Below are 25,828 nucleotides of genomic sequence, written 5' to 3' on the forward strand. Positions count from 1 at the left end.
CCCTGAACGGAGAAAGACGTTTTCAGATTGCGATACTAGCTCAGTTGGTAGAGCGCAACCTTGCCAAGGTTGAGGTCATCGGTTCGAACCCGATGTATCGCTCCAATTTGTAGGTTACGGCGAAAGCGGTAATCGAAAGGTGAAAGACCTTTTATAATGCGATACTAGCTCAGTTGGTAGAGCGCAACCTTGCCAAGGTTGAGGTCATCGGTTCGAACCCGATGTATCGCTCCAAATTCTCTCTCACGCTTTATGCTGAAGATGAAAATGGTTTAGTCTCATTGTCTTAAACAATGCATCCGGACGCGGGATGGAGCAGTTTGGTAGCTCGTCGGGCTCATAACCCGAAGGTCGTCGGTTCAAATCCGGCTCCCGCAACCACATTACAGTTAGGCGCTATCTGTTGCCCAAGGCAGTATGAGCAGCGACTAACTAATGCGATACTAGCTCAGTTGGTAGAGCGCAACCTTGCCAAGGTTGAGGTCATCGGTTCGAACCCGATGTATCGCTCCAAATTCTCTCTCACGCTTTATGCTGAAGATGAAAATGGTTTAGTCTCATTGTCTTAAACAATGCATCCGGACGCGGGATGGAGCAGTTTGGTAGCTCGTCGGGCTCATAACCCGAAGGTCGTCGGTTCAAATCCGGCTCCCGCAACCACATTACAGTTAAGCGCTATCTGTTGCCCAAGGCAGTAAGAGCAGCGAATAACTAATGCGATACTAGCTCAGTTGGTAGAGCGCAACCTTGCCAAGGTTGAGGTCATCGGTTCGAACCCGATGTATCGCTCCAAATTCTATTCTTAGAGCTTTGCTCAGAATGAAAATGGTTTAGTCTCATTGTCTTAAACAATGCATTCGGACGCGGGATGGAGCAGTTTGGTAGCTCGTCGGGCTCATAACCCGAAGGTCGTCGGTTCAAATCCGGCTCCCGCAACCACATTACAGTTAAGCGCTATCTGTTGCCCAAGGCAGTAAGAGCAGCGAATAACTAATGCGATACTAGCTCAGTTGGTAGAGCGCAACCTTGCCAAGGTTGAGGTCATCGGTTCGAACCCGATGTATCGCTCCAAATTCTATTCTTAGAGCTTTGCTCAGAATGAAAATGGTTTAGTCTCATTGTCTTAAACAATGCATTCGGACGCGGGATGGAGCAGTTTGGTAGCTCGTCGGGCTCATAACCCGAAGGTCGTCGGTTCAAATCCGGCTCCCGCAACCACATTACAGTTAAGCGCTATCTGTTGTCCAAGGCAGTAAGAGCAGCGATTAACTAATGCGATACTAGCTCAGTTGGTAGAGCGCAACCTTGCCAAGGTTGAGGTCATCGGTTCGAACCCGATGTATCGCTCCACTTTCTTTTCGAAGAGAGAGGGAAGAATCATCAACTTAATTGATGCGTCCGGACGCGGGATGGAGCAGTTTGGTAGCTCGTCGGGCTCATAACCCGAAGGTCGTCGGTTCAAATCCGGCTCCCGCAACCACATTACAGTTAAGCGCTATCTGTTGCCCAAGGCAGTAAGAGCAGCGACTAACTAATGCGATACTAGCTCAGTTGGTAGAGCGCAACCTTGCCAAGGTTGAGGTCATCGGTTCGAACCCGATGTATCGCTCCAAATTCTCTCTTTTTAGAGAACAGAGTCATTAACTTAAATAATGCATTCGGACGCGGGATGGAGCAGTTTGGTAGCTCGTCGGGCTCATAACCCGAAGGTCGTCGGTTCAAATCCGGCTCCCGCAACCACATTACAGTTAAACGCGATAGCGGTTAACTTATGCGATACTAGCTCAGTTGGTAGAGCGCAACCTTGCCAAGGTTGAGGTCATCGGTTCGAACCCGATGTATCGCTCCAATTTAAAGAATCATCAACTTAATTGATGCATCCGGACGCGGGATGGAGCAGTTTGGTAGCTCGTCGGGCTCATAACCCGAAGGTCGTCGGTTCAAATCCGGCTCCCGCAACCACATTACAGTTAAACGCGATAGCGGTTAACTTATGCGATACTAGCTCAGTTGGTAGAGCGCAACCTTGCCAAGGTTGAGGTCATCGGTTCGAACCCGATGTATCGCTCCAGCTTTCTTCTAAAAAAGCTAATAAATACTTTAAACCTCTGTGTTTAAAGGCGACCACAAAGGTCACGCTCTTTCTTTAATGCTGCGAAGCATAATCCCCCCAAAAAAGCAAATAATCCTCCATCATGGTGGATATTTTTTTGTCTTAAATTTTTCTTAGCAACTGGAATGCTAGTAAATATCAGGTCTCTGAAGCAGACACTTGAGGTTTTTCACATCTATAAACAGACTTATCCACAAAATGTTAGGTGTGGATAACTTGGTTGATAAAGTTGTTTCAGGCTTAATTCTTTACCTATCCCTAAAAGATCTTTCTTGTTTTCAATATATTAGATGAATTGCAGCGTTCGTAACTTGTTGTTTTTTATCAAGTTGGATGCCTATCTTGGATTTAATAAAAGATCGTTAACTTGTTGTTTTTTGATCTTAATCATTTATCGGTACTGTGTTTAACTTTGCTCGGGTGTCGGAAGTTTACGAGAGTTCTGAATTTTTTCCACATTGTTAGAATTGAGAACAAGGTCAAACATTGTTCTAAAATTATGTGCAACGAGTTGTCTTAAATGTTGGACTGTTAGTGGGGGCTCGCTTGCCATATATTGGTATATAAAGCGTTAAGCGTCTCTTGGTAGTCCTTTCTCTACTATACGTATCAGTCTGTGCTTTTTGGTGGAGATTTTGCTGTTACTTTTTTGCACACAGCTATTTTTCTGCGTAGAGCTATCTTCTTGCACACTGCTAGCTTTGGGTAACTGCTGTAGTTGTTTATTCAAAGCCCACTCAATATGCACATCAAGCATTTCGTTTTTGCCTTGATGAGACTCCAGGGTTTCAATAATGCGTTGTTGAAATGGTGCATTGCCCATCGCAACAAAGATATTGCGTAACCACTGGGTGTGGCCGATACGTCTGATTGCTGAGCCTTCCATTTTCTTTAGGAAGGTTGCTTCGTCCCAACTTGAAAGTGAAACCAGATCGGCTTCTTGGAAATCTTCTCTGCGGTGAAAGTCTGTTTGCTCTGTGAGTTCGGCATGACGATTCCACGGGCAAACTAACTGACAATCATCGCAACCGTAGATACGGTTACCAATGGCATCTCTATACTCTTCAGGGATCACACCATCATATTCAATGGTTAAGTACGAAATACATTTGCGCGCATCAACCACGCCATCAGCAATAATGGCACCCGTTGGGCAAGAAGTGATACATGCGGTGCATTTGCCGCACTCATCAACACTGGGTTCATCCGTGGGAAGAGGGATGTTAACCAACAGCTCCCCTAGAAAGAACCAAGAGCCAGCGTCTTTATCAAGAATTAATGAGTGTTTACCTGTCCAGCCCAACCCTGCTTTTTGAGCGAGTGGTCTTTCCAAAATGGGCGCTGAATCGACGAAAGGGCGTGAGTCTAAACCCTCGACCTCTTTTTCAATTCTTTGTCCTAGCTTTTTCAACTGGTTACGGAACAATTTGTGATAGTCGCGGCCTAAAGAATAGCGGCTGATGTAGCCTTGAGTGGTATCGCTTAGGTTAGAGGCGAACTGAGCTTCTGGTGGTAGGTAGTTCATTCGAGCGCTGATCACTCGAATTGTGCCTGGGTGAAGTTCATCAGGACGTGCACGCATCATCCCATGTCGAGCCATCCAATCCATTTCGCCGTGGTTGCCTGCATCTAGCCATGCTTGAAGAGGGGCTTCGTGTTCACTTAAATCAACATCGCAGATGCCAACTTTTTGAAAGCCCAGCTCTTTTCCCCAGATTTTAATTTTTTCAGCAAGATGGTCTAGATTCATGGCTTATTTCTTATTTTCTCTGTTTTACAATTAGAGATAAGGCTAATTAAAATTAGGTTCGGCAAAAATGGGGGCGGATCTTAACGGATCTTAGTGGTGTTGACCAGAACAGACGCGTTTTGATCAGTATTTTTCATAGAACTTACACTTGAGTGCTTGTCTCCCAAAAGCATCACGGTTTACTATTCTTGTTCTTTTGATTTTTATATAGTCAACGATCGATTTTTAGAGAACGTATTCATGAGCACTAAACAATTTACTTTGAAAGATGAACAAGCAACGATTCAACTAGGAACGGAGCTTTCTAATCTTTGCTCACAGCAGACAACGATTTATCTGCATGGTGATCTTGGCGCAGGTAAAACGACGTTTAGTCGCGGCTTTGTAAAAGCACTTGGTCATCAAGGAAATGTAAAAAGCCCAACGTATACTCTAGTTGAACCTTATCAACTTGCAGATTGGCAGGTGTATCATTTTGATCTTTACCGCCTAGCCGATCCTGAAGAACTCGAGTTTATGGGAATTCGTGACTATTTTACGCCGGATGCTATCTGTTTGGTTGAGTGGCCTGAGAAAGGTTATGGGATGCTACCAGAAGCCGATTTGGATATTGATATTCGTTACCAAGACGATCACCGTGTTGTTTCTTTAACCGCTAATAGTGAATACGGACAGCGCTTACTTAGTCAGTTGGAGTTATGTTGATTTCTAAACGCCTTATTTCAACAGTGGCCATGATGGCTGCTGTTTTTTCTATACTGTTTTCTTCACTTGTTTCTGCAAACTCACTGAAAAGTTTAAGGGTTTGGCCTTCTCCAGAAGAAACTCGTGTGGTTATCGACTTAAAATCAGAAGCGGACTTTAGCTATTTCACCCTGAGTAGCCCGAGTCGCTTAGTGGTTGATTTAAAAAATACCAGTCTTGCGACTAAGTTACCGGTCGAGGTGAAAGACAGCCCTGTTCTATCTAAGATTCGTAAGAGCTCACCGCCAGACAAAAACACCTATCGCTTGGTTTTTGAGTTAAAGAAGTCGTCTAAAGCAGAATTATTCAAACTGAGCCCGACCCCAGGTGGTCAGTATGGACACCGTTTGGTGATCGACTTACCTCATGGTGCGGCAAGTAAAGCGACATCGACACCGAGTAAGCCAACGGTAAGTAAGAACATTAATCAGGTTAAGCGCCAGAAAGATATTCTAATTGTGATTGATCCTGGCCACGGTGGTGAAGACCCAGGTTCGATTGGTCCTACGCGTAAATACGAAAAAGACGCGACTCTGAGTATTTCTAAGAAGTTAGCAGCTCAACTGAATGCGGTCCCGGGGATCAAAACTCGTATGACTCGTAATGCTGATTACTTTGTGAACCTGAATCGACGTGTTGCGATTGCTCGAGAGAATGAAGCTCACCTGTTGATCTCTATTCACGCCGACGCCTTTACGACGCCTCAACCAAGAGGTGGTTCAGTGTTTGTATTGAACACTCGACGCGCAAATACAGAGATCTCTCGTTGGATTGAGAATAAAGAGAAACAGTCTGAATTGCTTGGTGGTAGCGGTGCAGCGTTCACAAGCAATATTGATGATAAGAACGTAAACCAAACCCTGCTTGATTTGCAGTTTAGCCACTCTCAAAAAGAGGGCTACAAACTGGCAACGGCAATTCTGTCTGAAATGGGTAAGGTTGCGAAACTGCACAATAGCAAGCCGATTAACACCAGCTTAGCCGTATTACGTTCACCACAGATCCCATCAGTACTGGTAGAGACAGGTTTTATTTCGAATCCGACGGAAGAGAAGCTTCTTTTCCAACGTTCGCACCAAGATAAATTGGCACGAGCAGTGACTAAAGCGGTGGTTAAGTATTTGAAGGCTAACCCGCCTGAAGGGATTATCTTGTCTAACGCAACGTCATCAACGGGCAGCGTGAGCCAACATAAAGTCTCTCGTGGTGAGTCTTTGTCTGTGATTGCGAGCAAGTATGGTACGTCGACACAGACGTTGATGAAGTTCAACAATCTGAAATCGAGCAGCCTAGCAATTGGTCAAGTACTTAAGATTCCAGGCAGTGCTTCAACTTCATCATCAAGCAGTGCGGTTCAAACTAAGACCATCACTCACACGGTTAAGTCTGGAGAGTACCTAGGTAAGATCGCCAGCCGCTATAAAGTGTCGGTGGCTGATATTAAACGTGAGAACCGTTTGAAATCAGAGACGGTGAGAGTAGGCCAAAAATTACGTATTACGGTTGAAGTTAAAGATGTTCCTCTGCGCAAACACAAAGTTGCAAGAGGTGATTACCTTGGCAAGATAGCTTCGAAATACGGCGTGAGCGTCAACAGCATTCGCCAAGCGAATAAGCTAAGATCTGACAGTCTAGCTATCGGCCAAGTGTTGATTATTCCTCACAAGTAGTCTTGGGAATGCTAAACAGCTTCAGGTATATCAATGATAAAAAATAAGAACTAGTGCAAACGTAGCAGCGTTTCCATCAATGGCAGTAAGGTAGCTATAAATATGACGATCAAAATACTGCCAGCTCGGTTAGCTAACCAAATCGCAGCGGGTGAGGTGGTAGAAAGACCCGCTTCTGTTGTAAAAGAGTTGGTTGAGAACAGTTTGGATTCTGGTGCGACACGTATCGATATTGATATCGAGAAAGGTGGCGCCAAGATGATCCGCGTTCGTGACAATGGTAAAGGCATCGTAAAAGATGAGCTTGCCTTGGCACTGAGTCGTCATGCTACCTCCAAAATCCACACTCTTGATGACCTAGAGGCGATCGTCAGCCTCGGTTTCCGTGGTGAAGCGCTGGCGAGTATTAGCTCGGTTGCGCGCTTGACCATGACTTCACGCCCTGCCACTCAAGATCAAGCTTGGGCAGCACACAGTGAAGGTCGTGATATGCAGGTAAAACTGCAGCCAGCAGCACACCCAATTGGTACTTCGGTTGAGGTGTTGGATCTGTTCTTCAATACGCCAGCACGCCGCAAATTCTTACGCACCGAGAAAACTGAATTCACCCATATTGATGAGTTGCTTAAACGCATCGCATTGAGTCGTTTTGATGTGACGATCAACCTTCGTCATAACGGCAAGATGATTCGTCAGTACCGCGCTGCAAAAACACAAGTTCAAGCAGAAAAGCGCATCGCTGCGGTATGTGGCAATCCTTTTGTTCGTCATATGCTTAAGATCGAACTTGAGCATCAAGGCCTAAAACTTCATGGCTGGATCACCACGCCAGAAGGAGCAAGACAACAAAGCGACCTGCAATACTGCTATGTGAATGGTCGTATGATGCGTGACAAGCTGATCAATCATGCGATTCGTCAAAGCTACGAAACCAGCCTGCGTCCAGACCAATTCGCGACGTATGTGTTGTTCATTGAACTCGACCCACATCAGGTGGACGTGAATGTCCACCCTGCAAAACATGAAGTGCGTTTTCATCAAGCGCGCCTTGTGCATGACTTTATTTACCAAGCATTGAGTGATGGTTTAGCACAGAGCAAGCAGATCGATGCTGCACCAATCAATCAGTCGGCTTTTCATCAGTCAGAAGTGATTCATCATCAGCAAGATAGTACGAGCTCTGCAGTTGATGGTGTTGCAAGTTTCGCTGAGCCAGAAAGCGTAATGCCTAGCAGTTCGGATCAAACCCAAGTTTCGGATAGGGTGCGACACGCTATTGAGCAAACGCCTGCCTACCCGAGAAAAGCAGAATCAGAGCACGCTTTTGATAAGCCTCAACACAGCGTTAATGATGGTGGGCGACACTATGTTTCATCAATTAGCCCAAGCTCATCAACCAGTCCAAGTTCATTAGCTGGCCGAAGCTCGGCTACTAGTGACAGCAGTTTTACCGGTTCCTCTCGCCAAGAGTGGATAGAGTCTCGACCTGTTCCGAGAAAAGAGAAAGAGCCACACCAACATCATGGTGAACCCGCGCCATCTAAGCGAGAAGTGAAAGCCTATAAAGAGCTTCTGAAAACGCCAGATTTTGATGAGCAAGTTGTACAGCCTTCACTTTCTCAAGAGCATGCGGCACCAGTAGAAACCAGAGACAACTTAGAAAATAAAGAAAATAAAGAAGCTAAGCCTGCTCAACAGAATCCTGTTCATTTAAAGCCAAGAGCACCTGTAACGGACTTGGGCAAAGCGGTCTCGATTGTGGAACGTCAGTATCTGGTAATGGGCAATAAGAACGGCAGTGTGCTGGTTTCCTTGGCTAAGGCTGAGTTATTGCGTGTTGTTGGTCAGCTTGATACTCGAGGTGGTGCGTTAAAAAGCCAACCACTATTGGTGCCTTTATCGATTAAGCTGGGTAGTGAACTTGTCGAAGTTGCTAAGGCGCTGAGTCAAACTCTGGCATTACTGGGGATTGAGCTTAAGGCGCGAAACAGCGAGGCGGTAATGGTGATGGGCGTGCCTTCTCCTTTAAGGCAGCAAAACTTACAAATTTTGATCCCAGATCTGTTATCTTACGCGGCTTCATTAAACGCTCAGATTGTTGATAAACACTCGGCTAATGTTTCTAACGACCTATTGCCATCATTGGTCAACTGGATCGGGATTCAAACCGCACAAGTAAAAAGCGACTACACTTTATCTGAAGCGGTTCAACTAGTTGGGGAACTAGAACAACTTTGGCATGGTCTACTTCCATTAGATGATCCAGAGTTTGTTAATCCTATCGACTTTTCAGCGACTATAGCCGCGTTTACGGTTTAATTTTTTCGCGACGACCTTTGTCTTTTTAGCTGAATACGTCGCGACACAAAGCCCTTTGCTAAAAAGCGCTAAAACAGAGAAGCAAATACAAAATATCATGACTGAAAAATTACCTTTAGCGTTGTTTTTAATGGGCCCAACGGCGTCAGGAAAAACAGATTTAGCTATCCGCTTACGTCAGAAATACCCTGTAGAGATCATCAGCGTCGATTCGGCATTGATCTACAAAGACATGGATATTGGTACCGCTAAACCGGATGCGGAAGAGCTTGAGCTCGCGCCTCATCGCTTGATTGATATTTTGGATCCAAGCGAAGCGTATTCTGCGGCAGATTTTCGTCGTGATGCGATCAATGAAATGAATAAGATTGTAGCGGAAGGCAAAATCCCGTTACTTGTTGGTGGCACAATGCTGTACTACAAAGCATTGTTGGAAGGTTTATCGCCATTACCAGCCGCGGATCAAGAGATTCGTAAGCAGATTGAAGCGGAATCTATCGAACAAGGTTGGCAGGCATTGCACGATCAATTAAGAGAGATAGATCCCGTATCCGCTGAAAGAATACACCCAAATGATCCACAAAGGCTTTCAAGGGCATTGGAAGTTTACCGAATTTCGGGTAAAACATTAACAGAGCTAACTCAAACGAAAGGCGATAGCCTGCCATTTCGTGTAAAACAATTTGCAATAGCTCCCAAGGAAAGGACTGAACTCCATCGCCGCATTGAGCTGCGTTTCGAGAAGATGATAGAAGCTGGGTTTGAAGATGAAATGAAGGCGTTGTACGCCAGAGAAGATCTTCACCCTGAACTGCCATCGATCCGATGCGTTGGTTATAGGCAGATGTGGGATTATTTAGACGGTAATTGTGATTTAGACGAAGCGGTTTTCCGTGGTGTCTGTGCAACCCGTCAGTTGGCCAAGCGACAAATCACCTGGTTGCGCAGTTGGGATGATTTAACTTGGTTAGATAGCGAAAACATTGATCAAGCGTTAGAAACTCTTTCAGATGCAATAGCATCTGATTAGTATTGCTGTGTATAATGTGATCGCTTTTGCGTGAATATACTCTGGAAAGGATCCGTTATTGAGGCTTTTAAAAATCACAGCCTTTCAATAACAACGGAGTTTTTTTATTCATTTAGCTCAGATGCAAAGGCCGCACCTTTTTGTGCACCACTAGCTAAATAATTACAACAAAATACAAATAAGGAAAATAAAATGGCTAAGGGGCAATCGCTACAAGACCCATTCCTAAATGCACTCCGTCGTGAGCGCATTCCAGTCTCTATCTATCTTGTTAACGGCATTAAGCTGCAAGGTCAGATCGAGTCTTTCGATCAATTCGTGATCTTATTGAAGAACACAGTAAACCAAATGGTTTACAAGCATGCGATTTCTACTGTGGTACCTGCTCGCGCAGTTAGTCACCACAGCGGCGAGCAACGCACGCCATCTGATCGTCCAGAGAAGACTGAAGATTAATCGTTCAATTTGTACAGCTTGCGCTGTAATAAGGAGTTGGTTGCTTGTTTGACCGTTATGAATCCGGCGAGCGAGCCGTACTTGTTCATATCAACTTCACGCAAGAGGGAGAATGGGAAGATCTAAGCGAATGTGAAATGCTGGTCTCCTCAGCGGGGGTAGAAACGCTACAAGTGATTACTGGTAGCCGACAATCCCCACTCCCTAAATACTACGTTGGAGAAGGTAAAGCCCTAGAAATCGCACAAGCTGTTCAGCTAACCGGTGCTGAAATTGTGATTTTTAACCACTCCCTCTCTCCTGCCCAAGAGCGCAACCTCGAGCAATTGTGTAAATGTCGTGTGATTGATCGCACGGGTTTGATCTTAGATATCTTTGCACAACGTGCGCGAACTCATGAAGGTAAGCTACAAGTTGAGCTCGCTCAGCTTCGTCATATCTCTACTCGACTGATTCGTGGTTGGACTCACCTTGAAAGGCAGAAAGGTGGTATTGGTCTTCGTGGTCCAGGTGAAACTCAACTGGAAACCGATCGACGTTTGTTGCGTGACCGTATAAAGGCAATACTACGTCGTTTAGCGAAAGTCGCTAAGCAGCGTGAACAAGGACGACGTGCTCGTAATCGAGCTGAAATCCCAACAATTTCTTTGGTTGGTTATACCAACGCAGGGAAATCAACACTTTTCAATCGCATCACAAGTGCTGGTGTTTATGCGGCAGACCAACTGTTTGCAACCCTAGACCCAACACTACGTAAGATTGATTTGGCAGATGTCGGGCCTGCAATTCTCGCAGATACCGTAGGTTTTATCCGTCATCTACCACACGACTTGGTCGCTGCGTTCAAGGCAACATTACAAGAGACGCAGGAAGCTGACATTTTGTTACATGTTGTTGATGCCAGTGATGACCGTTTTCGTGAGAACATTCAGGCTGTTCATGAAGTATTAGAAGAAATCGATGCTCATGAAGTGCCAACCCTTGTAGTCATGAACAAAATTGACTGCATGGAAGACCAAAAACCTCGAATTGAAAGAGACGAAGAGGGCGCACCTCGCGCTGTTTGGGTTTCTGCAATGGAAGGAGAAGGTATTGAGCTACTGTTTGAAGCTTTAACTGAGCGTTTAGCTAGCCAGATGGTTCAATTCCGGTTGTGTATTCCACATCAACATCAGGGTCGCATTCGCAGCTTATTCTTCGAGATGAAATGTATTCAACAGGAAGAGTATGATGAAAATGGTAACTTGTTGATAGATATCCGAATGCAACAAATAGATTGGTCTAAACTTGAAAAAAGAGAAGGGGCGCTCTTAGGTGACTTTATCGTTACCAAAGAGACTGCTACAGTATAACGTCATATCAAATGATGGAGCTTTCTAATGGCGTGGAATGAGCCTGGAAATAACAACAACGGCGATAATAACGGCCGCGATAATGACCCTTGGGGTAATAAAAATAATCGCGGCGGCCGAGATCAAGGACCGCCAGATCTAGACGAAGTGTTTAGTAAACTAAGTCAAAAGTTAGGTGGCAAGTTTGGTAAAAAAGGTGGCAACGGCAACGGACCATCTATTGGTGGTGGCGGTGCAATTGGCTTTGGTGTCATTGCCGTTATTGCTATTGCTATCTGGTTCTTCGCTGGTTTCTACACCGTTGGCGAAGCAGAAAGAGCAGTAGTACTTCGACTGGGTCAGTTCGACCGTATCGAAGAACCTGGTCTTAACTGGCACCCACGCTTCATCGATGAAATCAGTGATGAGCAACTAGTAAACGTTCAAGCGATTCGTTCTCTACGTGCTGCTGGCACGATGCTAACGAAAGATGAAAACGTTGTGACCGTTGAAATGGGTGTTCAATACCGTGTTTCTGACCCATACAAGTACTTGTATCGTGTAACGAATGCAGACGACAGTTTACGTCAAGCAACCGATTCCGCGCTTCGTGCGGTAATTGGTGACTCACTAATGGATAGTATCCTGACAAGTGGTCGTCAGCAGATTCGTCAAAGCACTCAAGAAACGTTGAACCGTATTATTGATAGCTACGATATGGGTATTCTGATTGTTGATGTGAACTTCCAGTCAGCACGTCCACCTGAGCAAGTGAAAGATGCATTTGATGATGCTATCGCGGCTCGTGAGGATGAAGAGCGTTTTGAACGTGAAGCTGAAGCTTACCGAAATGACATTCTTCCAAAAGCAACAGGTCGTGCTGAGCGTTTGAAGAAAGAAGCGGTGGGTTACTCAGAGCGCACAGTTAATGGTGCTCTAGGTCAAGTTGCTCAATTCGAGAAACTGCTACCTGAATACCAAGCTGCTCCTGAAGTAACACGTAACCGTATGTACCTAGATACAATGGAAAAAGTGTACTCAAGCACATCGAAAGTCCTGATTGATTCTGAATCAAGCGGTAACTTGCTATACCTACCAATTGATAAGCTAGGCGCACAAGGTGGTTCTCAGTCGGGCTCTCGCCCTGCAAAAGCATCATCAACTTACGATCAAATTGAGTTAGAAACTCAAGCGGATCCAAAGCCTAGCACTCAAACTCGTTCAGACAGTTCACGCCAAGGGAGATACTAATAATGCGTAAATTAATGATCCCTGTATTAGTTGTGACGATTGCCCTTCTATTGATGTCAGTGTTTGTGATTCAAGAAGGTGAGCGTGGCATGGTAATTCGTTTTGGTCGAGTTCTCGATGACAACGGCGTATCACGAATCTATGAACCAGGTCTGCACTTTAAACTACCGATGTTTGATCGCGTAAAAGTACTTGATGCTCGTATTCAAACGATGGATGGCCGTTCTGACCGTTTCGTAACATCAGAGAAAAAAGACGTTCTAATTGATACTTACGCAAAATGGCGTATTGCTGATTTTGGACGTTTCTATCTGAGTACCGGTGGCGGTAATATCATGACGGCAGAAGCACTTCTTGAGCGTAAAGTGACAGATGTTCTTCGTTCTGAAATTGGTTCTCGTGAAATTAAGCAGATCGTGTCAGGCCCTCGCAACAAGGACATCCTGCCAGACTCTGCTGATAGCGAAGTCGTCACAACGGTAGCGGCTGCAGAAGCACTAGAAGTTGATGGCGAACGCGATAAGATCATGGAAAACGTTTTGTCTGGAACGGCAGAAAGTGCGATGGCTGATTTAGGTGTTGAAGTTGTTGATTTTCGTATGAAGAAGATTAACCTTCCTGACGAAATCAGTGAATCTATCTACCGCCGTATGCGTGCAGAACGTGAATCGGTTGCTCGTAGACACCGTTCTCAAGGTCGTGAGAAAGCGGAAGTTATCCGTGCTCAAGCTGAGCTAGAAGTGGCAACAGTTCTTGCTGAAGCTGACCGTACAGCTCGAATCACTCGTGGTGATGCGGATGCAGAAGCAGCGAAGATCTACTCTGATGCGTTCAGCAAAGATCCTGAGTTCTACGGCTTCATGCGTTCATTGCAAGCTTATGAGACATCATTTAGCGATAAGAGCGACATTCTAGTACTGGATCCGAAGACTGACTTCTTCCAATACATGAATCAAGCAAGCGGCGCTCCAGCAAAATAAGCTGATGCGTTAGCGAATGCTTAGCTTAATAAGCAAAATACGTTAAAACTTAAAAGGCTCCCATTGTGGGAGCCTTTTTGTTTTCTATGACTTCTTTCAGGAGGAGACATGTTTGTGGATTCACTATTGGGGCGCGAGGGAAGGCGCTTAACAGCGTTCTACTTATAGAAACCTAGCGGTAGGTCATGAAAGCGATAACCGCTCCAGCCATCACAAGACAGCCTCCAATGCGGCGCAGTTGCGTGTCTGGTTGCTCGCTCAGTTGCGCGACCATGTTTCTCCAGCCATTGGGTGCAATCAAGGGGCCGAGCCCTTCCACAATAAGTACGAGCCCAATAGCGAGCCAAATTGATTGAGACATGGTTCTGCCTTTTGTCTGTAAAAAAGCAATGATATCAGTATCTTTACACATCTTCCCCCAGTTATGGCTGGTTTATTTTTGTACAGCGTTAACGTTTATGAACAAAAAGTGACTGCAAGAAGTGTGATTCAGTGCTAGAATCCATTTTTAATTAGCAACAGAAATTGGAAAGATGGGAAATAACGTAGTCGTTCTAGGCACCCAATGGGGTGATGAAGGTAAAGGTAAAATCGTTGACCTTTTAACTGAAGATGCAAAATACGTGGTTCGCTACCAAGGCGGTCACAATGCAGGTCACACACTTGTAATTGACGGTGAAAAAACCGTTCTTCACTTAATTCCATCAGGCATCCTACGTAATAACGTTAAATGTGTTATTGGTAACGGTGTAGTATTATCGCCTGACGCACTTCTAAAAGAAATGAAGCCTCTTGAAGATCGCGGTATTCCAGTACGTGAACGTCTTTTCATCTCTGAAGCTTGTCCTCTAATTCTTCCGTACCACATTGCAATCGACAACGCGCGTGAAATCGCTCGTGGCGCTAAAGCTATCGGTACAACGGGTCGTGGTATCGGTCCTGCTTACGAAGATAAAGTTGCTCGTCGCGGTCTACGCGTTGGCGACCTTTTCGATAAAGAAGCATTTGCTGAGAAGCTAAAAGAAGTGATGGAATTCCACAACTTCCAACTAGAGCACTTCTACAAAGCTGAAACAGTAAGCTACGAAGAAGTTCTTGAGCAAGCGATGAGCTACGCAGACATGTTAACTGCGATGGTTATCGACGTAACTGACGAACTAGACGCAGCACGTAAGCGCGGCGACAAGATCATGTTCGAAGGTGCTCAAGGTACGCTACTAGATATCGACCACGGTACTTACCCATACGTAACGTCTTCTAACACGACTGCTGGTGGTGTTGCTGCAGGTTCTGGTTTCGGTCCTCGTCACATCGGTTACATCCTTGGTATTACTAAGGCTTACTGTACTCGTGTTGGTTCAGGTCCATTCCCTACTGAGCTATACGATGGCCTTGAGAAGCAAGACCCAGTTGGTAAACACCTAGGCGATGTTGGTCACGAGTTTGGCGCAACAACTGGTCGTCTACGTCGTACTGGTTGGTTCGATGCTGTTGCTATGCGTCGTGCAATCCAAATCAACTCTCTATCTGGTATGTGTCTAACTAAACTAGACGTTCTAGATGGCCTAGAAGAACTAAAAATCTGTACTGGTTACAAGATGAAAGATGGTTCTATCCTAGAAGTTTCTCCAATGGCTGCTGAGTCATTCGAAGAAGCGACGCCAATCTACGAAACAATGCCTGGTTGGTCTGAAAACACATTTGGTGCTAAATCTATCGACGCGCTTCCACAAGCTGCTCTAGATTACATCAAGCGTATCGAAGACCTAACTGGCGTTCCAATTGATATCGTATCAACTGGCCCAGATCGTAACGAAACTATCATCAAGGTTCACCCATACGGCGCATAATGCCTGCTGAGTGATTACCAGGCACGAACAGTGCTTTGATAATAAAATAGTTTTCTAAAAGCCGACTTTATTAAGTCGGCTTTTTAATACCTGCAATTTAGCCGTTCACTCTTTGATGGTGATCTTTTAAGCGTCATCAGGCAAAATATTGCCCATTAGCGGCAAGTTTTGTCTAAAGCCGTCGGGGTTATTGCCGATACAGATATCATGGAAAGTGAAGTTCACCCTGTTTTGTGCGTGTAGAAATCCTCTGCATTCCTCAATAGATAACTTTAGCGACAGATAATAGAGTGCAGGTATGAAGCTACGAATTGTGGCAGCTTCATTAATAATGGCGCTGAGCTCACCCTTGAGTCATGCTAATTTGGCTGATGTGGGAGAGCCCGTTCCAATATATACAGAAGCTGAACTGATTAATTTAATCGAAAATAATCAACATCTAGAGCGAGTGAAAGCTGATAAGTGCCAGTTAGTTGAAGATATCGTTGCTCGTGCAACGCGTATTAGCTTGCCTTCTTATGAGTTTTTATACGGTGATATGTTGGCTTGGGGTGTGTGTGTTCCACAAGATGTAGAGCTTGGCCTTTACTATATGGAAAACGCGGCACATCAAGGTTTACCCGCTGCATTAGAGCAGTTAGGTCGTTATTACTCTCGTGGTACTTTGGTACAACAAGATCAAGAGCGTGCGATTCCGTATCTACGTGAAGCGGCCTCTATGGGCAACTTAAGTGCGAGCATTCACTTAGCGGAACTCTTGTTACGTGATTACGGTAGCCCGTTAGATTATGAAGATGCTTACCGCTGGTTATACAACTCGGTGACTGCGGATGACAGGCAACACAAACGCATCACCGTGCTTCGTAGCGGTCTGGAACAGAGAATGCCGGACAATATTATCGCTCGAGCAAAACGTCGAGACGTGTTCTGGTAATTACGAATATTAATTAAGGTTAGATGGTGAACGACTGCACTCGTTAACCATCTATCTTGATATAGAAAGATACCGTATTAAAAAGGCCTCGTAGGTAAATACCTATGAGGCCTTTTTTGATCTTAACGGTAAACCGTTTATCTCACTCGGTGGCGTTATTGAACAACTTCACCAGATTCAATCACCGTCTTACGAACAACCTTGGTGAAATCGAGTGCTTCTTGGCGGATCTTATCTTCGTCTACCGTTAGCATGTCGCGATCTTGCATGATGATCTTGCCATCAACGATGGAGTGACGAACATTGCCTGAGTTAGCTGAGTACACCAGTGCTGAGTATGGGTTGTAGACCGGAACCATATTTGGCGCCTTAGTATCGATCACTATGATGTCAGCCAGTTTGCCTGCTTCAAGAGAACCGATCTTATCTTCCATGTGCAGCGCTTTTGCTGCACCCATTGTCGCCATGTCGATCACTTTGATCGGCGGCATCGCAGCACGATCTTTGTTAACTAGCTTGTGAACTTTAGCGACTTGGTTGAACTCATCAATGGTGCTCAGTGTGTTACCAGACATTGGGCCATCAGTACCTAAACCGATACGCACGTTCTCGTCATACATCTTAAGGGCAGGTGATACACCTTTTGCTGACTTGATGTTAGCACTCATGTTATGAGCCACGCCCATATCCGATTTCTTCACCAGTTCGATATCATGTTCGTCAACGAGGATCATGTGTGCACCCACCAAGTTCTTGTTGAGTGCGCCAATGCTGTCCATGTATTGAACCGGGGACAATCCATCAGAACGCTCTGCGATTTTCTCTTCTTCACGGTGTGATTCTGCAAGGTGAATCATTACTGGAACATCTAACTCTAGGGAGAGCTTAGATATTTTCTGCAGGATCTCTGTGGTGTTGGTGTAAGGCGCATGTGGGGCAAACGCTGGTGTGATGCGTGGGTGATCTTTGTATTCTTCAATGAAGTTCAACGCGTACTTAATGCCTTCTTCTGCGTTGGCAGCGTCGGCTACAGGGAACTTAATCACCGTTTCACCTAGGATGGCACGCATACCGATCTTATCGACGGTTTTTGCGACTTCATCTTCGAAGTAGTACATGTCGGCGTAAGTGGTCACACCGCCTTTCACCATTTCAACGTTACCTAGGTTGGCACCAATGCGTACCATGTCTCGCGATACTAGCTTCTTCTCTAGCGGGAAGATGTAGCGGTGTAGGCGATCTGGCACATCATCGGCCAACGAACGAAAAACTGTCATTGATACATGAGTATGAGTATTGATGAGACCCGGCATAACGATATCGCCATCAACGTCTAACACTTGCTTAGCTTGGTACTGCTTTTCTAGTGAAGGATCTCCAACCGCAATGATTTTGTTGTCTTTGACCACAACACTACCGCTTTCATAAACCGTTTTGTCTTGGTTCATGGTTAGAACCATCGCATCGGTAATCATCAGGTCAGCCTTTTCCATTGCCGAACTTGCGAATGGGAACAGCGCTAGGCTCGCCATAGCTGAAGCCAATAAAGTGCGTTTTAGTTTCATATCATACCCAGAACAGGAGTTGGCAAAGTGCGTGGATAATAGTGTATTTCATTCATGGCGCAAACGTTTGTTTTATCGTTTGCTTGAAATTTTGATGATAATCCACGTCTATGAAGCGATGTTTCACAAAGTGAAGATATGTATCAATCTGAGGTTATTTGAGTGTTTTCTAAAGCATATCTGTAGCTTACCCCTAGCATCAGATATACTAGGGGTATATACCTTCCTTGCTTAAGCAGGCCCGCCTATGTCAAAAAACACACCAACGTCAGAAAACACGACAGCGACAACCACTGTTGATCCTTTTGCCGACCGAGAGTCGAAAAATTACGATAACCCAGTACCAAGCCGAGAGTTCATTATTTCGTTTTTAACAGACGCGAATATTCCGATGAACCGCAACGATCTATTCGAAGCTTTGGGTCTTGCTGGAGAGGAACAATATGAAGGGCTGCGTCGTCGTTTACGTGCAATGGAGCGTGATGGACAGCTTATCTTTACTCGTCGTCAGTGCTACGCATTGCCTGAGAAGATGGAACTGATCAAAGGCTATGTGATTGGTCATAAAGACGGTCATGGTTGGGTTCGCCCAGACGGCAGTGTGGGTAAAGACAATGATATCGTGCTGCCGCATCATCAGATGAAAACCATCATGCACGGTGATTACGTATTGGTTCAGCCTACTGACAACAGTAAGCGTGGCCGTCGTGAAGGTCGCTTGGTTCGTGTGCTTGAAGAGCGTAAAACGCCACTTGTTGGTCGCTTCTTCCTAGAGTACGGCCATTCTTACGTTGTTGCTGATGATTCGCGTATTAGTCACGACATCCAGATCCCTACTGAGCATAAAGGCGGTGCTCGAATGGGTAATGTGGTTGTGATTGAAATTACGGATCGCGGTGGTCGTTCTCGTAACATGATGGGGAAAGTAACCGAAGTTCTTGGTGAAAACATGGCGCCGGGTATGGAAACGCAGATTGCGATCCGTACTCACCAGATCCCACAAGAGTGGCCTGAAGCGGTAGATAAGCAAATCGAAAACCTAGGTGAGCATGTTCCTGAAGAAGCAAAAGAAGGACGTGTAGACCTGCGTAAACTGCCATTGGTTACCATTGATGGTGAAGATGCGCGTGACTTCGATGATGCGGTTTACTGTGAAGCGAAGAAAGGCGGCGGCTGGCGTCTATGGGTAGCGATTGCTGACGTAAGTTACTACGTTCGCCCAGATACAGCGCTAGACAAAGAAGCGATTAACCGTGGTAACTCGGTATACTTCCCGTCACAAGTCGTGCCAATGCTGCCAGAAGTGCTTTCAAATGGTTTGTGTTCATTGAACCCTCAGGTAGACCGTTTATGTATGGTGTGTGAGATGACTATCTCAGACAAAGGTAAACTGTCAGGCTACAAGCACTACGAAGCGGTAATGAATTCTCATGCTCGTCTTACTTATAACAAAGTAGGCGCGATCTTAGATGGCAATGAAGAATTACGTGAGCGTTACGAACCTGAAGTACCACATCTTGAAGAGCTTCATAAGATGTATAAGGTGCTTAAGAAAACGCGTGACGAACGTGGTGCGATTGAATTTGAAACGGTAGAAACTAAGTTTATCTTCAATGCGGATCGTAAGATCGACCGTATTGAACCGGTAATTCGTAACGATGCACACAAGATCATCGAAGAGTGTATGATTCTTGCGAATATCGCATCGGCATCTTACGTAGAAAAAGCGAAAGAGCCTGCGCTGTACCGTGTTCACGAAACTCCGGGCGAAGAGCGCTTAATGGGCTTCAAGAGCTTTTTAAGTGAATTAGGTTTAACACTGGAAGGTGGTCTGTCGCCATCACCAGTAGACTATGCACAACTGATGCAACAGATTAATGAACGTGAAGATCGTGAATTAATCCAAACTATGCTGCTACGCTCAATGAAGCAAGCGGTATACAACGCGGATAACGCGGGTCACTTTGGTTTAGCTCTTAAACGCTATGCTCACTTTACCTCGCCAATTCGTCGTTACCCAGATTTGCTATTGCACCGTGCGATTAAGTACCTTATTGCGAAAGAAGAAGGTCGTAACAGCGAACGTTGGACGCCAACTGGTGGTTACCACTACACTTTCGATGATATGGACTTCTACGGCGAGCAGTGTTCAATGACTGAACGTCGTGCTGATGACGCAACGCGTGAAGTAAACGACTGGTTGAAGTGTGAATACATGCAAGACCATGTCGGTGAGGTGATGGATGGTGTGATTGCCAACGTGACTGGTTTTGGCTTCTTTGTTCGTCTAACTGAACTGCACATTGATGGCTTGGTACACATCTCAGCGCTAGCGAATGATTACTACCAATTTGATGCTGTTGGTCAGCGTCTAGTGGGTGAAAGTTCAGGTAATATCTACCGCTTGGGTGATTCGGTTAAAGTGAAGGTTTCTGCGGTTAATTTAGAAACTCGCCAAATCGACTTTGACTTAGAAGACACTGATCGTCAGCCGCGTGGCAAAGGCAAAACAGCCAAGAAGCGTGCAGCCGAAGCGATGAAAAAGGCGAAAAGCAAGAAGCGCTCAGCAGTGAAGAGTAATAAGCCAGGTGTATCAGCGAAGCCTATGGTTGAGCCAACTAAGCGACCTGACGGAAGCAGCGAAGGCCCTGCTAAGAAGAAAAAGCCAGCGAATAAAACCGGTGCTGCTAAAGCTCGCGCTAAGAAAAAGCGTGCTGCAACCCGTAAGCCAAAGGCTGATAAGTCTTAAAACTGATAAATCTTAAGGCTAATAGGGCGCTCTGCTAATCAGGTTTAGCGCCTAACTGATTTAATTTAATGCGAGAGTATCAGGCGTAAGACGCTACTCTCGAAATGAACAACACAGAGAGGGATGCATCGGCATTGATGTCATTCTTCTCTGAGCAATAAGAGTAACTTGAGACAATGAGTAACGAATTTATTTACGGTATTCACGCGGTGAAAGCCGTACTAGAAAAAGATCCTGCACGTTTTATCGAAGCGTATGTATTGAAAGGTCGCCAAGACGAGCGTCTTCTTCCATTACTGAACCAACTGCAACAGTTTGGTGTGTCGATTCAACAGATGGGTCGTAAGCCGTTGGATGAAAAAGCACAAGGTGCGAATCACCAAGGTCTTATTGCTAAGGTGAAGCCTGCTAAGCAGCTTAATGAAACTCACCTAGACGATATCCTAGCGCAGCACGAACAGCCTTTGCTGTTAGTTCTAGACGGCGTAACAGACCCTCATAACCTAGGCGCTTGTCTACGTAACGCGGATGCCGCAGGTGTCGCTGCTGTTATCGTACCTAAAGATCGCTCTTCGCCGTTAACAGCAACGGTAAGCAAGGTTGCATGTGGCGCAGCTGAAACGGTTCCTCTCGTGCGCGTAACCAACCTAGCTCGCACAATGCGTGCACTGCAAGAGCAGGGCGTATGGTTTGTGGGTACGGCAGGTGAAGCAACGCATGATATCTATCAAGCGAAGCTAACGGGTCCTCTTGCGGTAGTTATGGGTGCAGAAGGTGACGGTATGCGTCGTTTAACTCGTGAAACTTGCGATGATCTGATTAAGATTCCAATGGCAGGTAGCGTATCGAGCTTAAATGTTTCTGTGGCGTCGGGTATTTGCCTGTTCGAAGCGGTAAGACAGCGTTTAGCTCAGTAATGCGTTAACGCTGCTTTAAGTCTATGAATTTATTAGCGCTCACCACTTGCTGGTGGGCGTTTCTTTTTAGGCTGTTATAGCAAAATCCATCGGTTTGTCGGATGGCTAGATGGCGACAGAAAAACTGTTTCATTATTCACCAAATAGCGCTTGCCAATACCGGGTTCTTTCTATAACATTTGCCGTCCTTAAAACTCGGTCATTTATCTTTAGTTCCTTGCTTCCTCTGGACGACCGGGCCACTCGTGGAAGCTAATAATCCGTAAGGAGCAACCAAATGCGTCATTACGAAATCGTATTCATGGTTCACCCTGATCAAAGCGAGCAAGTTGCTGGCATGATCGAGCGTTACACTGGTTCTATCACTGAAGCTGGCGGTACTATCCACCGTCTAGAAGACTGGGGTCGTCGTCAAATGGCTTACCCAATCAACAAGCTTCACAAAGCTCACTACGTTCTTATGAACGTTGAAGCTGGTCAAGAAGTGATTGACGAGCTAGAAACTGCTTTCCGTTTCAACGATGCAGTTCTACGTAACATGATCATGCGCACTAAAGGCGCTGTGACTGAGCAATCTATTATGCTTAAGCAAAAAGAAGAGCGTGCAGAGCGTGCTCCTCGTCGCGAAGAGCGTACAGAAGCTAAACCAGAAGCAGCTGCTGAGTAATTCTTTTTTGGCTTAACGCCTTAAAAAATTCTCAACTTGTTTTAGGTCATTGATAGTTATTTCGATAATTGTGAAAGACCGCTTTACTAAATTTAAGATCAGGAGATAGCCCATGGCTCGTTTCTTCCGTCGTCGTAAATTCTGCCGTTTCACTGCAGAAGGCGTACAAGAGATTGACTACAAAGACGTAGCAACTCTTAAAAACTACATCACTGAAGCTGGTAAAATCGTACCTAGCCGTATCACTGGTACAAGCGCTAAGTACCAGCGTCAACTAGCTCGCGCTATCAAGCGTTCTCGTTACCTAGCTCTACTACCGTACACTGACAAGCATCAGTAATCGGTAATAGTTAATAATAGTTTAAGAGGACTAAGATAATGCAAGTTATTCTACTTGATAAGATCGGTAACCTAGGTGGCCTTGGCGACCAAGTAAACGTTAAATCTGGTTACGCTCGTAACTTCCTTATCCCACAGGGTAAAGCAGTTATGGCAACTAAAGACAACGTTGCTATGTTCGAAACTCGTCGTGCTGAACTAGAAGCTAAAGTTGCTGAGCAACTAGCTGCTGCTGAAGCTCGTGCAGAGAGCGTTAACACTCTAGAAGGCGTTACAATCGCTTCTAAAGCTGGTGACGAAGGTAAACTATTCGGTTCTATCGGTACTCGTGACATCGCTGACGCTATTACAGCGGCAGGTGTTGCAGTAGCTAAGAGCGAAGTACGCCTACCTGAAGGCGCTCTACGTAACATCGGCGAATTCGAAGTAAGCATCCAACTTCACTCTGAAGTTTTTGCTACTGCGAAAATCGCTATCGTTGCAGCTGAGTAATTTCAGTACCAAGACGAATTCTTTCTTTTGAAAGTTTTAAACACCAGCTTCGGCTGGTGTTTTTTTATGTCTGGAATATAGGAAAGTACAAGGAAGGGCTACAGTAGGTAAAAAGCTTACGGTGATCCATAAGCTGTTATTGCTGAACAAGTTGTTCTCAAGGTTAGAGGTGGCCTAAGATTAGAACTGGAAGAGCAAGTTGATCGATAGAACAGAGTCTTGTTTGCTTAAGCCTTCAGGCACTTTATCGTGGTACTGGCGAGAGTGAGCGATCTTCAGCGCGATATTGTCAGTAATATCGTTGATGGCTTCTAACTCAGTATCAAACTTTAGGTTACTGTGACCAGAGACAAGCGTCACGTCTGCCTTGAGTTGCAAGTTCTTCAATACCTGCCAAGACGTATTCACGTTGCCACGAAAAATCGCTTCTTCAACAATCTCAGGGAAGATGATGTCATCATCGTCGATCTCATCGAGGTTTGGCTCTTGGTAACGAAAACCTGGGCCCACTTCGACTTCCAATACAAACTCTTCGGTATTCGAAAACTGGTAACCCAGACCACTCGAAATTGTGTAGTCCTTAAAGTAAGCACTGTATCTCGAGTCGACTCCTTTGAAACTGCCGTAAAGGTAGGTTTTAGGACTTAACTTGTAGTCACTCTGAGCCGAGTAAGTCGATTGCCTTTTATCTTCCTCACCATCTTTATAGAGATTGTAGTATTTCCATTCGCCACTGGTTCTATGACGACCAGCTGTATACTCACCGTTCAGGCGTGCGTTAAGCGATCGTGAATCCGAATTACCAGTATGCGACTGATATCCAAATTCGACCTCAGTCTTTAGTGGGTTAGGCAGCTCTGTATCAGCCGTATCACTTGGTGCGATATCCAACTCTTTTTCTTCAGGTGTCGGTGCAACGACGATCGGCTCAGCTGTAGTTTCTGGTACTACTATAGAGTCGAGAATAGAATCAACAGAGGTATTAGCATCAACAGAGGCTTTAGTATCATCAGCTAAGGCCATCGGAGCGCTCAGGAGACCGATGCTTAGAAGACTAGAGCTTAGAAGACCAGTGCTCAGAGCCAATAATTTGGACACGCATACCTCTAGTTATACAGTGAGTGAATGGCAGGATCGTAATGCTACCCTTGGTTAATTCCGTCAGCAATAGGTAAATTCTTCCTGAAGAATAAAACAAACTCATAGGATCGGATTACAAACGGATGTTCTTGGGTATAATGAACGATCATTATTAGTTATTGAGTGTAGTCATAGTGGATACCAAAAGTCAGAAATCAGCCAACGATCAGGTGGACGCCATCAAGGTCCCGCCACATTCATTAGAAGCTGAGCAATCTGTTATTGGCGGTTTGTTATTAGATAACGAACGCTGGGATACAGTTGCCGAAAAGGTTGTGGCCAAAGACTTTTATAGCCGTCCTCACCGTCTGATCTTTGAAGCGGTAAAGGATATCCTTGAAGAAAGTTCTCCTCTGGATCTTATTACACTCTCTGAACATTTAGAGCTGCGTGAGCAACTTGAAGAAGTGGGTGGCTTTGCTTACCTTGCTGACTTAGCGAAAAACACACCAAGTGCCGCAAACATCAATGCGTATGCGGATATCGTAGCGCAACGTGCACTTGTTCGTAGCCTGATTGGTGTCGCGAATGAGATTGCTGATTCTGGTTATGACCCTCAAGGTCGTACTTCGGAAGAGCTGGTTGATCTTGCTGAAAGTAAAGTCTTCGCGATTGCCGAAGGCCGTGCAAGTGAAAACGAAGGTCCACAAAACGTTGATAGCATTCTAGAGAAGACGCTAGAACGTATCGAGATCCTATACAAAACGCCGCAAGATGGTGTGACAGGTGTCGATACTGGCTTCAACGACCTCAACAAGAAAACAGCAGGTCTACAAGGCTCTGACTTAATTATTGTTGCTGCTCGTCCATCGATGGGTAAAACCACATTTGCGATGAACTTGTGTGAAAACGCGGCGATGAAGCAAGACAAACCGGTTTTAATCTTCTCGCTAGAGATGCCAGCCGAACAGCTGATGATGCGTATGCTTGCGTCACTTTCTCGCGTAGACCAAACCAAGATTCGTACTGGTCAGCTAGATGATGAAGATTGGGCTCGTATCTCGTCGAGTATGGGTATTCTTATGGATAAGAAGAATATGTATATCGATGACAGCTCGGGTCTAACGCCAACAGAAGTGCGTTCTCGTGCTCGACGTATCGCTCGTGAACACGATGGTATCTCTATGATCATGATAGATTACCTTCAATTAATGCGTGTACCTTCGTTATCTGATAACCGTACTCTTGAAATCGCCGAGATTTCTCGCTCATTGAAAGCGTTAGCAAAAGAGCTCAACGTTCCGGTTGTGGCACTTTCTCAGCTTAACCGTTCCCTAGAGCAACGTGCTGATAAGCGCCCAGTAAACTCGGATTTGCGTGAATCAGGTTCGATTGAGCAAGATGCCGATTTGATCATGTTCATCTATCGTGATGAGGTTTATAACCCAGATAGTTCCTTGAAAGGCATTGCTGAGATCATCCTTGGTAAGCAACGTAACGGTCCGATCGGTTCTGTTCGTCTTACGTTCCAAGGCCAACACTCCCGATTTGATAACTATGCAGGCCCTGCATTTGATGATGAGTAATCGCT

At 45.4% G+C, this 25,828-nt stretch carries 20 protein-coding genes and 16 tRNA genes; 32 read left to right on the plus strand and 4 right to left on the minus strand.

Going from position 1 to position 25,828, the window contains the following annotated elements; all coding sequences use genetic code 11:
- Positions 1-29: 29 nt before the first annotated feature.
- The 16 genes from BCU07_RS21995 (at position 30) to BCU07_RS22070 (ending at position 2,071) form a co-directional block, all read left to right on the plus strand.
- Positions 30-105 (plus strand) — tRNA-Gly (locus BCU07_RS21995).
- A 53-nt stretch (positions 106-158) separates the two neighbouring features.
- Positions 159-234, plus strand: a tRNA-Gly gene (locus tag BCU07_RS22000).
- A gap of 70 nt (positions 235-304) precedes the next feature.
- Positions 305-381 (plus strand) — tRNA-Met (locus BCU07_RS22005).
- A 56-nt stretch (positions 382-437) separates the two neighbouring features.
- Positions 438-513: transfer RNA gene (locus BCU07_RS22010), tRNA-Gly, on the plus strand.
- A gap of 70 nt (positions 514-583) precedes the next feature.
- Positions 584-660, plus strand: a tRNA-Met gene (locus BCU07_RS22015).
- 56 nt (positions 661-716) lie between these two features.
- Positions 717-792, plus strand: a tRNA-Gly gene (locus BCU07_RS22020).
- Between the two features lie 70 nt (positions 793-862).
- Positions 863-939, plus strand: a tRNA-Met gene (locus BCU07_RS22025).
- Positions 940-995: 56 nt separating this feature from the next.
- Positions 996-1,071: transfer RNA gene (locus tag BCU07_RS22030), tRNA-Gly, on the plus strand.
- 70 nt (positions 1,072-1,141) lie between these two features.
- Positions 1,142-1,218 (plus strand) — tRNA-Met (locus BCU07_RS22035).
- A gap of 56 nt (positions 1,219-1,274) precedes the next feature.
- A tRNA-Gly gene (locus BCU07_RS22040) sits at positions 1,275-1,350 on the plus strand.
- A gap of 53 nt (positions 1,351-1,403) precedes the next feature.
- Positions 1,404-1,480 (plus strand) — tRNA-Met (locus tag BCU07_RS22045).
- Positions 1,481-1,536: 56 nt separating this feature from the next.
- Positions 1,537-1,612, plus strand: a tRNA-Gly gene (locus BCU07_RS22050).
- A 51-nt stretch (positions 1,613-1,663) separates the two neighbouring features.
- Positions 1,664-1,740, plus strand: a tRNA-Met gene (locus BCU07_RS22055).
- A gap of 33 nt (positions 1,741-1,773) precedes the next feature.
- Positions 1,774-1,849 (plus strand) — tRNA-Gly (locus BCU07_RS22060).
- A 36-nt stretch (positions 1,850-1,885) separates the two neighbouring features.
- Positions 1,886-1,962, plus strand: a tRNA-Met gene (locus tag BCU07_RS22065).
- 33 nt (positions 1,963-1,995) lie between these two features.
- Positions 1,996-2,071, plus strand: a tRNA-Gly gene (locus BCU07_RS22070).
- Between the two features lie 613 nt (positions 2,072-2,684).
- On the opposite strand, the gene queG is transcribed toward BCU07_RS22070, so the two are convergent.
- Positions 2,685-3,863: a tRNA epoxyqueuosine(34) reductase QueG gene (gene queG, locus BCU07_RS22075; RefSeq protein WP_102428648.1), complete on the minus strand. Its 1,179-nt coding sequence runs from the start codon at positions 3,861-3,863 to the stop codon at positions 2,685-2,687.
- A gap of 240 nt (positions 3,864-4,103) precedes the next feature.
- On the opposite strand from queG, the gene tsaE reads away from it, so the two are divergent.
- From tsaE to hflC, 8 genes are all read left to right on the plus strand, one after another.
- Positions 4,104-4,568: a tRNA (adenosine(37)-N6)-threonylcarbamoyltransferase complex ATPase subunit type 1 TsaE gene (gene tsaE, locus BCU07_RS22080; RefSeq protein ID WP_017059923.1), complete on the plus strand. Its 465-nt coding sequence runs from the start codon at positions 4,104-4,106 to the stop codon at positions 4,566-4,568.
- Positions 4,562-6,277 carry an N-acetylmuramoyl-L-alanine amidase gene (locus BCU07_RS22085; RefSeq protein WP_102428649.1) on the plus strand — a complete coding sequence of 572 codons (1,716 nt, stop codon included), beginning with the start codon at positions 4,562-4,564 and terminating at the stop codon, positions 6,275-6,277. The genes tsaE and BCU07_RS22085 overlap by 7 nt, the downstream gene beginning before the upstream one ends.
- Before the next feature lie 102 nt (positions 6,278-6,379).
- A complete protein-coding gene (gene mutL, locus BCU07_RS22090; RefSeq protein WP_102428650.1) occupies positions 6,380-8,596 on the plus strand; it encodes a DNA mismatch repair endonuclease MutL in 2,217 nt (738 codons plus the stop codon).
- A gap of 97 nt (positions 8,597-8,693) precedes the next feature.
- On the plus strand, positions 8,694-9,626 hold the full coding sequence (miaA, locus tag BCU07_RS22095; protein ID WP_017059926.1) for a tRNA (adenosine(37)-N6)-dimethylallyltransferase MiaA: 933 nt from the start codon (positions 8,694-8,696) through the stop codon (positions 9,624-9,626).
- Positions 9,627-9,818: 192 nt separating this feature from the next.
- A complete protein-coding gene (hfq, locus tag BCU07_RS22100) occupies positions 9,819-10,082 on the plus strand; it encodes an RNA chaperone Hfq (RefSeq protein ID WP_017059927.1) in 264 nt (87 codons plus the stop codon).
- Between the two features lie 44 nt (positions 10,083-10,126).
- Positions 10,127-11,434, plus strand: coding sequence for a ribosome rescue GTPase HflX (gene hflX / locus BCU07_RS22105; protein WP_017059928.1), 1,308 nt, complete (start codon positions 10,127-10,129; stop codon positions 11,432-11,434).
- A 27-nt stretch (positions 11,435-11,461) separates the two neighbouring features.
- Positions 11,462-12,664, plus strand: coding sequence for an FtsH protease activity modulator HflK (gene hflK, locus BCU07_RS22110; RefSeq protein ID WP_017067930.1), 1,203 nt, complete (start codon positions 11,462-11,464; stop codon positions 12,662-12,664).
- A 2-nt stretch (positions 12,665-12,666) separates the two neighbouring features.
- Positions 12,667-13,644, plus strand: a complete 978-nt coding sequence (gene hflC, locus BCU07_RS22115) for a protease modulator HflC (RefSeq protein WP_017059930.1) — start codon at positions 12,667-12,669, stop codon at positions 13,642-13,644.
- A 172-nt stretch (positions 13,645-13,816) separates the two neighbouring features.
- Here the strand turns inward: hflC and BCU07_RS22120 are convergent, their stop codons facing one another.
- The gene (locus BCU07_RS22120) at positions 13,817-14,005 is read right to left on the minus strand and encodes a DUF2065 domain-containing protein (RefSeq protein WP_102428651.1); all 189 of its coding nucleotides are present in this window, start codon (positions 14,003-14,005) and stop codon (positions 13,817-13,819) included.
- 172 nt (positions 14,006-14,177) lie between these two features.
- Between BCU07_RS22120 and BCU07_RS22125 the strand changes: the two genes are divergently transcribed.
- Both BCU07_RS22125 and motX read left to right on the plus strand, forming a co-directional pair.
- The gene (locus tag BCU07_RS22125) at positions 14,178-15,494 is read left to right on the plus strand and encodes an adenylosuccinate synthase (RefSeq protein WP_010434108.1); all 1,317 of its coding nucleotides are present in this window, start codon (positions 14,178-14,180) and stop codon (positions 15,492-15,494) included.
- 298 nt (positions 15,495-15,792) lie between these two features.
- On the plus strand, positions 15,793-16,428 hold the full coding sequence (gene motX, locus BCU07_RS22130) for a flagellar protein MotX (RefSeq protein WP_102428652.1): 636 nt from the start codon (positions 15,793-15,795) through the stop codon (positions 16,426-16,428).
- A 155-nt stretch (positions 16,429-16,583) separates the two neighbouring features.
- On the opposite strand, the gene BCU07_RS22135 is transcribed toward motX, so the two are convergent.
- Positions 16,584-17,993 (minus strand): amidohydrolase, encoded by a 1,410-nt coding sequence (locus BCU07_RS22135; protein ID WP_102428653.1) that lies wholly within the window; start codon positions 17,991-17,993, stop codon positions 16,584-16,586.
- Between the two features lie 247 nt (positions 17,994-18,240).
- Between BCU07_RS22135 and rnr the strand changes: the two genes are divergently transcribed.
- From rnr to rplI, 5 genes are all read left to right on the plus strand, one after another.
- Positions 18,241-20,742, plus strand: coding sequence for a ribonuclease R (rnr, locus tag BCU07_RS22140; RefSeq protein WP_017059933.1), 2,502 nt, complete (start codon positions 18,241-18,243; stop codon positions 20,740-20,742).
- Between the two features lie 176 nt (positions 20,743-20,918).
- Complete coding sequence (rlmB, locus tag BCU07_RS22145; protein WP_017063180.1) at positions 20,919-21,659, plus strand: 23S rRNA (guanosine(2251)-2'-O)-methyltransferase RlmB; 741 nt, start codon at positions 20,919-20,921, stop codon at positions 21,657-21,659.
- A 277-nt stretch (positions 21,660-21,936) separates the two neighbouring features.
- Positions 21,937-22,326 (plus strand): 30S ribosomal protein S6, encoded by a 390-nt coding sequence (gene rpsF / locus BCU07_RS22150; protein ID WP_004741278.1) that lies wholly within the window; start codon positions 21,937-21,939, stop codon positions 22,324-22,326.
- Between the two features lie 112 nt (positions 22,327-22,438).
- Entirely contained in the window at positions 22,439-22,666 is a 228-nt protein-coding gene (rpsR, locus tag BCU07_RS22155) for a 30S ribosomal protein S18 (RefSeq protein ID WP_000090472.1), read from the plus strand.
- A gap of 38 nt (positions 22,667-22,704) precedes the next feature.
- Entirely contained in the window at positions 22,705-23,157 is a 453-nt protein-coding gene (rplI, locus tag BCU07_RS22160; RefSeq protein WP_010434182.1) for a 50S ribosomal protein L9, read from the plus strand.
- 180 nt (positions 23,158-23,337) lie between these two features.
- Here rplI and BCU07_RS22165 read toward each other — a convergent pair whose 3' ends face one another.
- Positions 23,338-24,255, minus strand: a complete 918-nt coding sequence (locus tag BCU07_RS22165; RefSeq protein ID WP_102428654.1) for a DUF481 domain-containing protein — start codon at positions 24,253-24,255, stop codon at positions 23,338-23,340.
- Positions 24,256-24,431: 176 nt separating this feature from the next.
- Between BCU07_RS22165 and BCU07_RS22170 the strand changes: the two genes are divergently transcribed.
- Entirely contained in the window at positions 24,432-25,823 is a 1,392-nt protein-coding gene (locus BCU07_RS22170; protein WP_016767560.1) for a replicative DNA helicase, read from the plus strand.
- The last annotated feature ends 5 nt before the right edge of the window (positions 25,824-25,828 follow it).

Source organism: Vibrio sp. 10N.261.54.E10, from assembly GCF_002877735.2.
GTDB lineage: Bacteria > Pseudomonadota > Gammaproteobacteria > Enterobacterales > Vibrionaceae > Vibrio > Vibrio crassostreae_C.

Excerpts from the sequence above, each read along its gene's own strand:
- queG (WP_102428648.1), bottom strand. The coding sequence starts at position 3,863 with ATGAATCTAGACCATCTTGCTGAAAAAATTAAAATCTGGGGAAAAGAG.
- tsaE (WP_017059923.1), top strand. The coding sequence starts at position 4,104 with ATGAGCACTAAACAATTTACTTTGAAAGATGAACAAGCAACGATTCAA.
- BCU07_RS22085 (WP_102428649.1), top strand. The coding sequence starts at position 4,562 with ATGTTGATTTCTAAACGCCTTATTTCAACAGTGGCCATGATGGCTGCT.
- mutL (WP_102428650.1), top strand. The coding sequence starts at position 6,380 with ATGACGATCAAAATACTGCCAGCTCGGTTAGCTAACCAAATCGCAGCG.
- miaA (WP_017059926.1), top strand. The coding sequence starts at position 8,694 with ATGACTGAAAAATTACCTTTAGCGTTGTTTTTAATGGGCCCAACGGCG.
- hfq (WP_017059927.1), top strand. The coding sequence starts at position 9,819 with ATGGCTAAGGGGCAATCGCTACAAGACCCATTCCTAAATGCACTCCGT.
- hflK (WP_017067930.1), top strand. The coding sequence starts at position 11,462 with ATGGCGTGGAATGAGCCTGGAAATAACAACAACGGCGATAATAACGGC.
- hflC (WP_017059930.1), top strand. The coding sequence starts at position 12,667 with ATGCGTAAATTAATGATCCCTGTATTAGTTGTGACGATTGCCCTTCTA.
- BCU07_RS22120 (WP_102428651.1), bottom strand. The coding sequence starts at position 14,005 with ATGTCTCAATCAATTTGGCTCGCTATTGGGCTCGTACTTATTGTGGAA.
- BCU07_RS22125 (WP_010434108.1), top strand. The coding sequence starts at position 14,178 with ATGGGAAATAACGTAGTCGTTCTAGGCACCCAATGGGGTGATGAAGGT.
- motX (WP_102428652.1), top strand. The coding sequence starts at position 15,793 with ATGAAGCTACGAATTGTGGCAGCTTCATTAATAATGGCGCTGAGCTCA.
- BCU07_RS22135 (WP_102428653.1), bottom strand. The coding sequence starts at position 17,993 with ATGAAACTAAAACGCACTTTATTGGCTTCAGCTATGGCGAGCCTAGCG.
- rnr (WP_017059933.1), top strand. The coding sequence starts at position 18,241 with ATGTCAAAAAACACACCAACGTCAGAAAACACGACAGCGACAACCACT.
- rlmB (WP_017063180.1), top strand. The coding sequence starts at position 20,919 with ATGAGTAACGAATTTATTTACGGTATTCACGCGGTGAAAGCCGTACTA.
- rpsF (WP_004741278.1), top strand. The coding sequence starts at position 21,937 with ATGCGTCATTACGAAATCGTATTCATGGTTCACCCTGATCAAAGCGAG.
- rpsR (WP_000090472.1), top strand. The coding sequence starts at position 22,439 with ATGGCTCGTTTCTTCCGTCGTCGTAAATTCTGCCGTTTCACTGCAGAA.
- rplI (WP_010434182.1), top strand. The coding sequence starts at position 22,705 with ATGCAAGTTATTCTACTTGATAAGATCGGTAACCTAGGTGGCCTTGGC.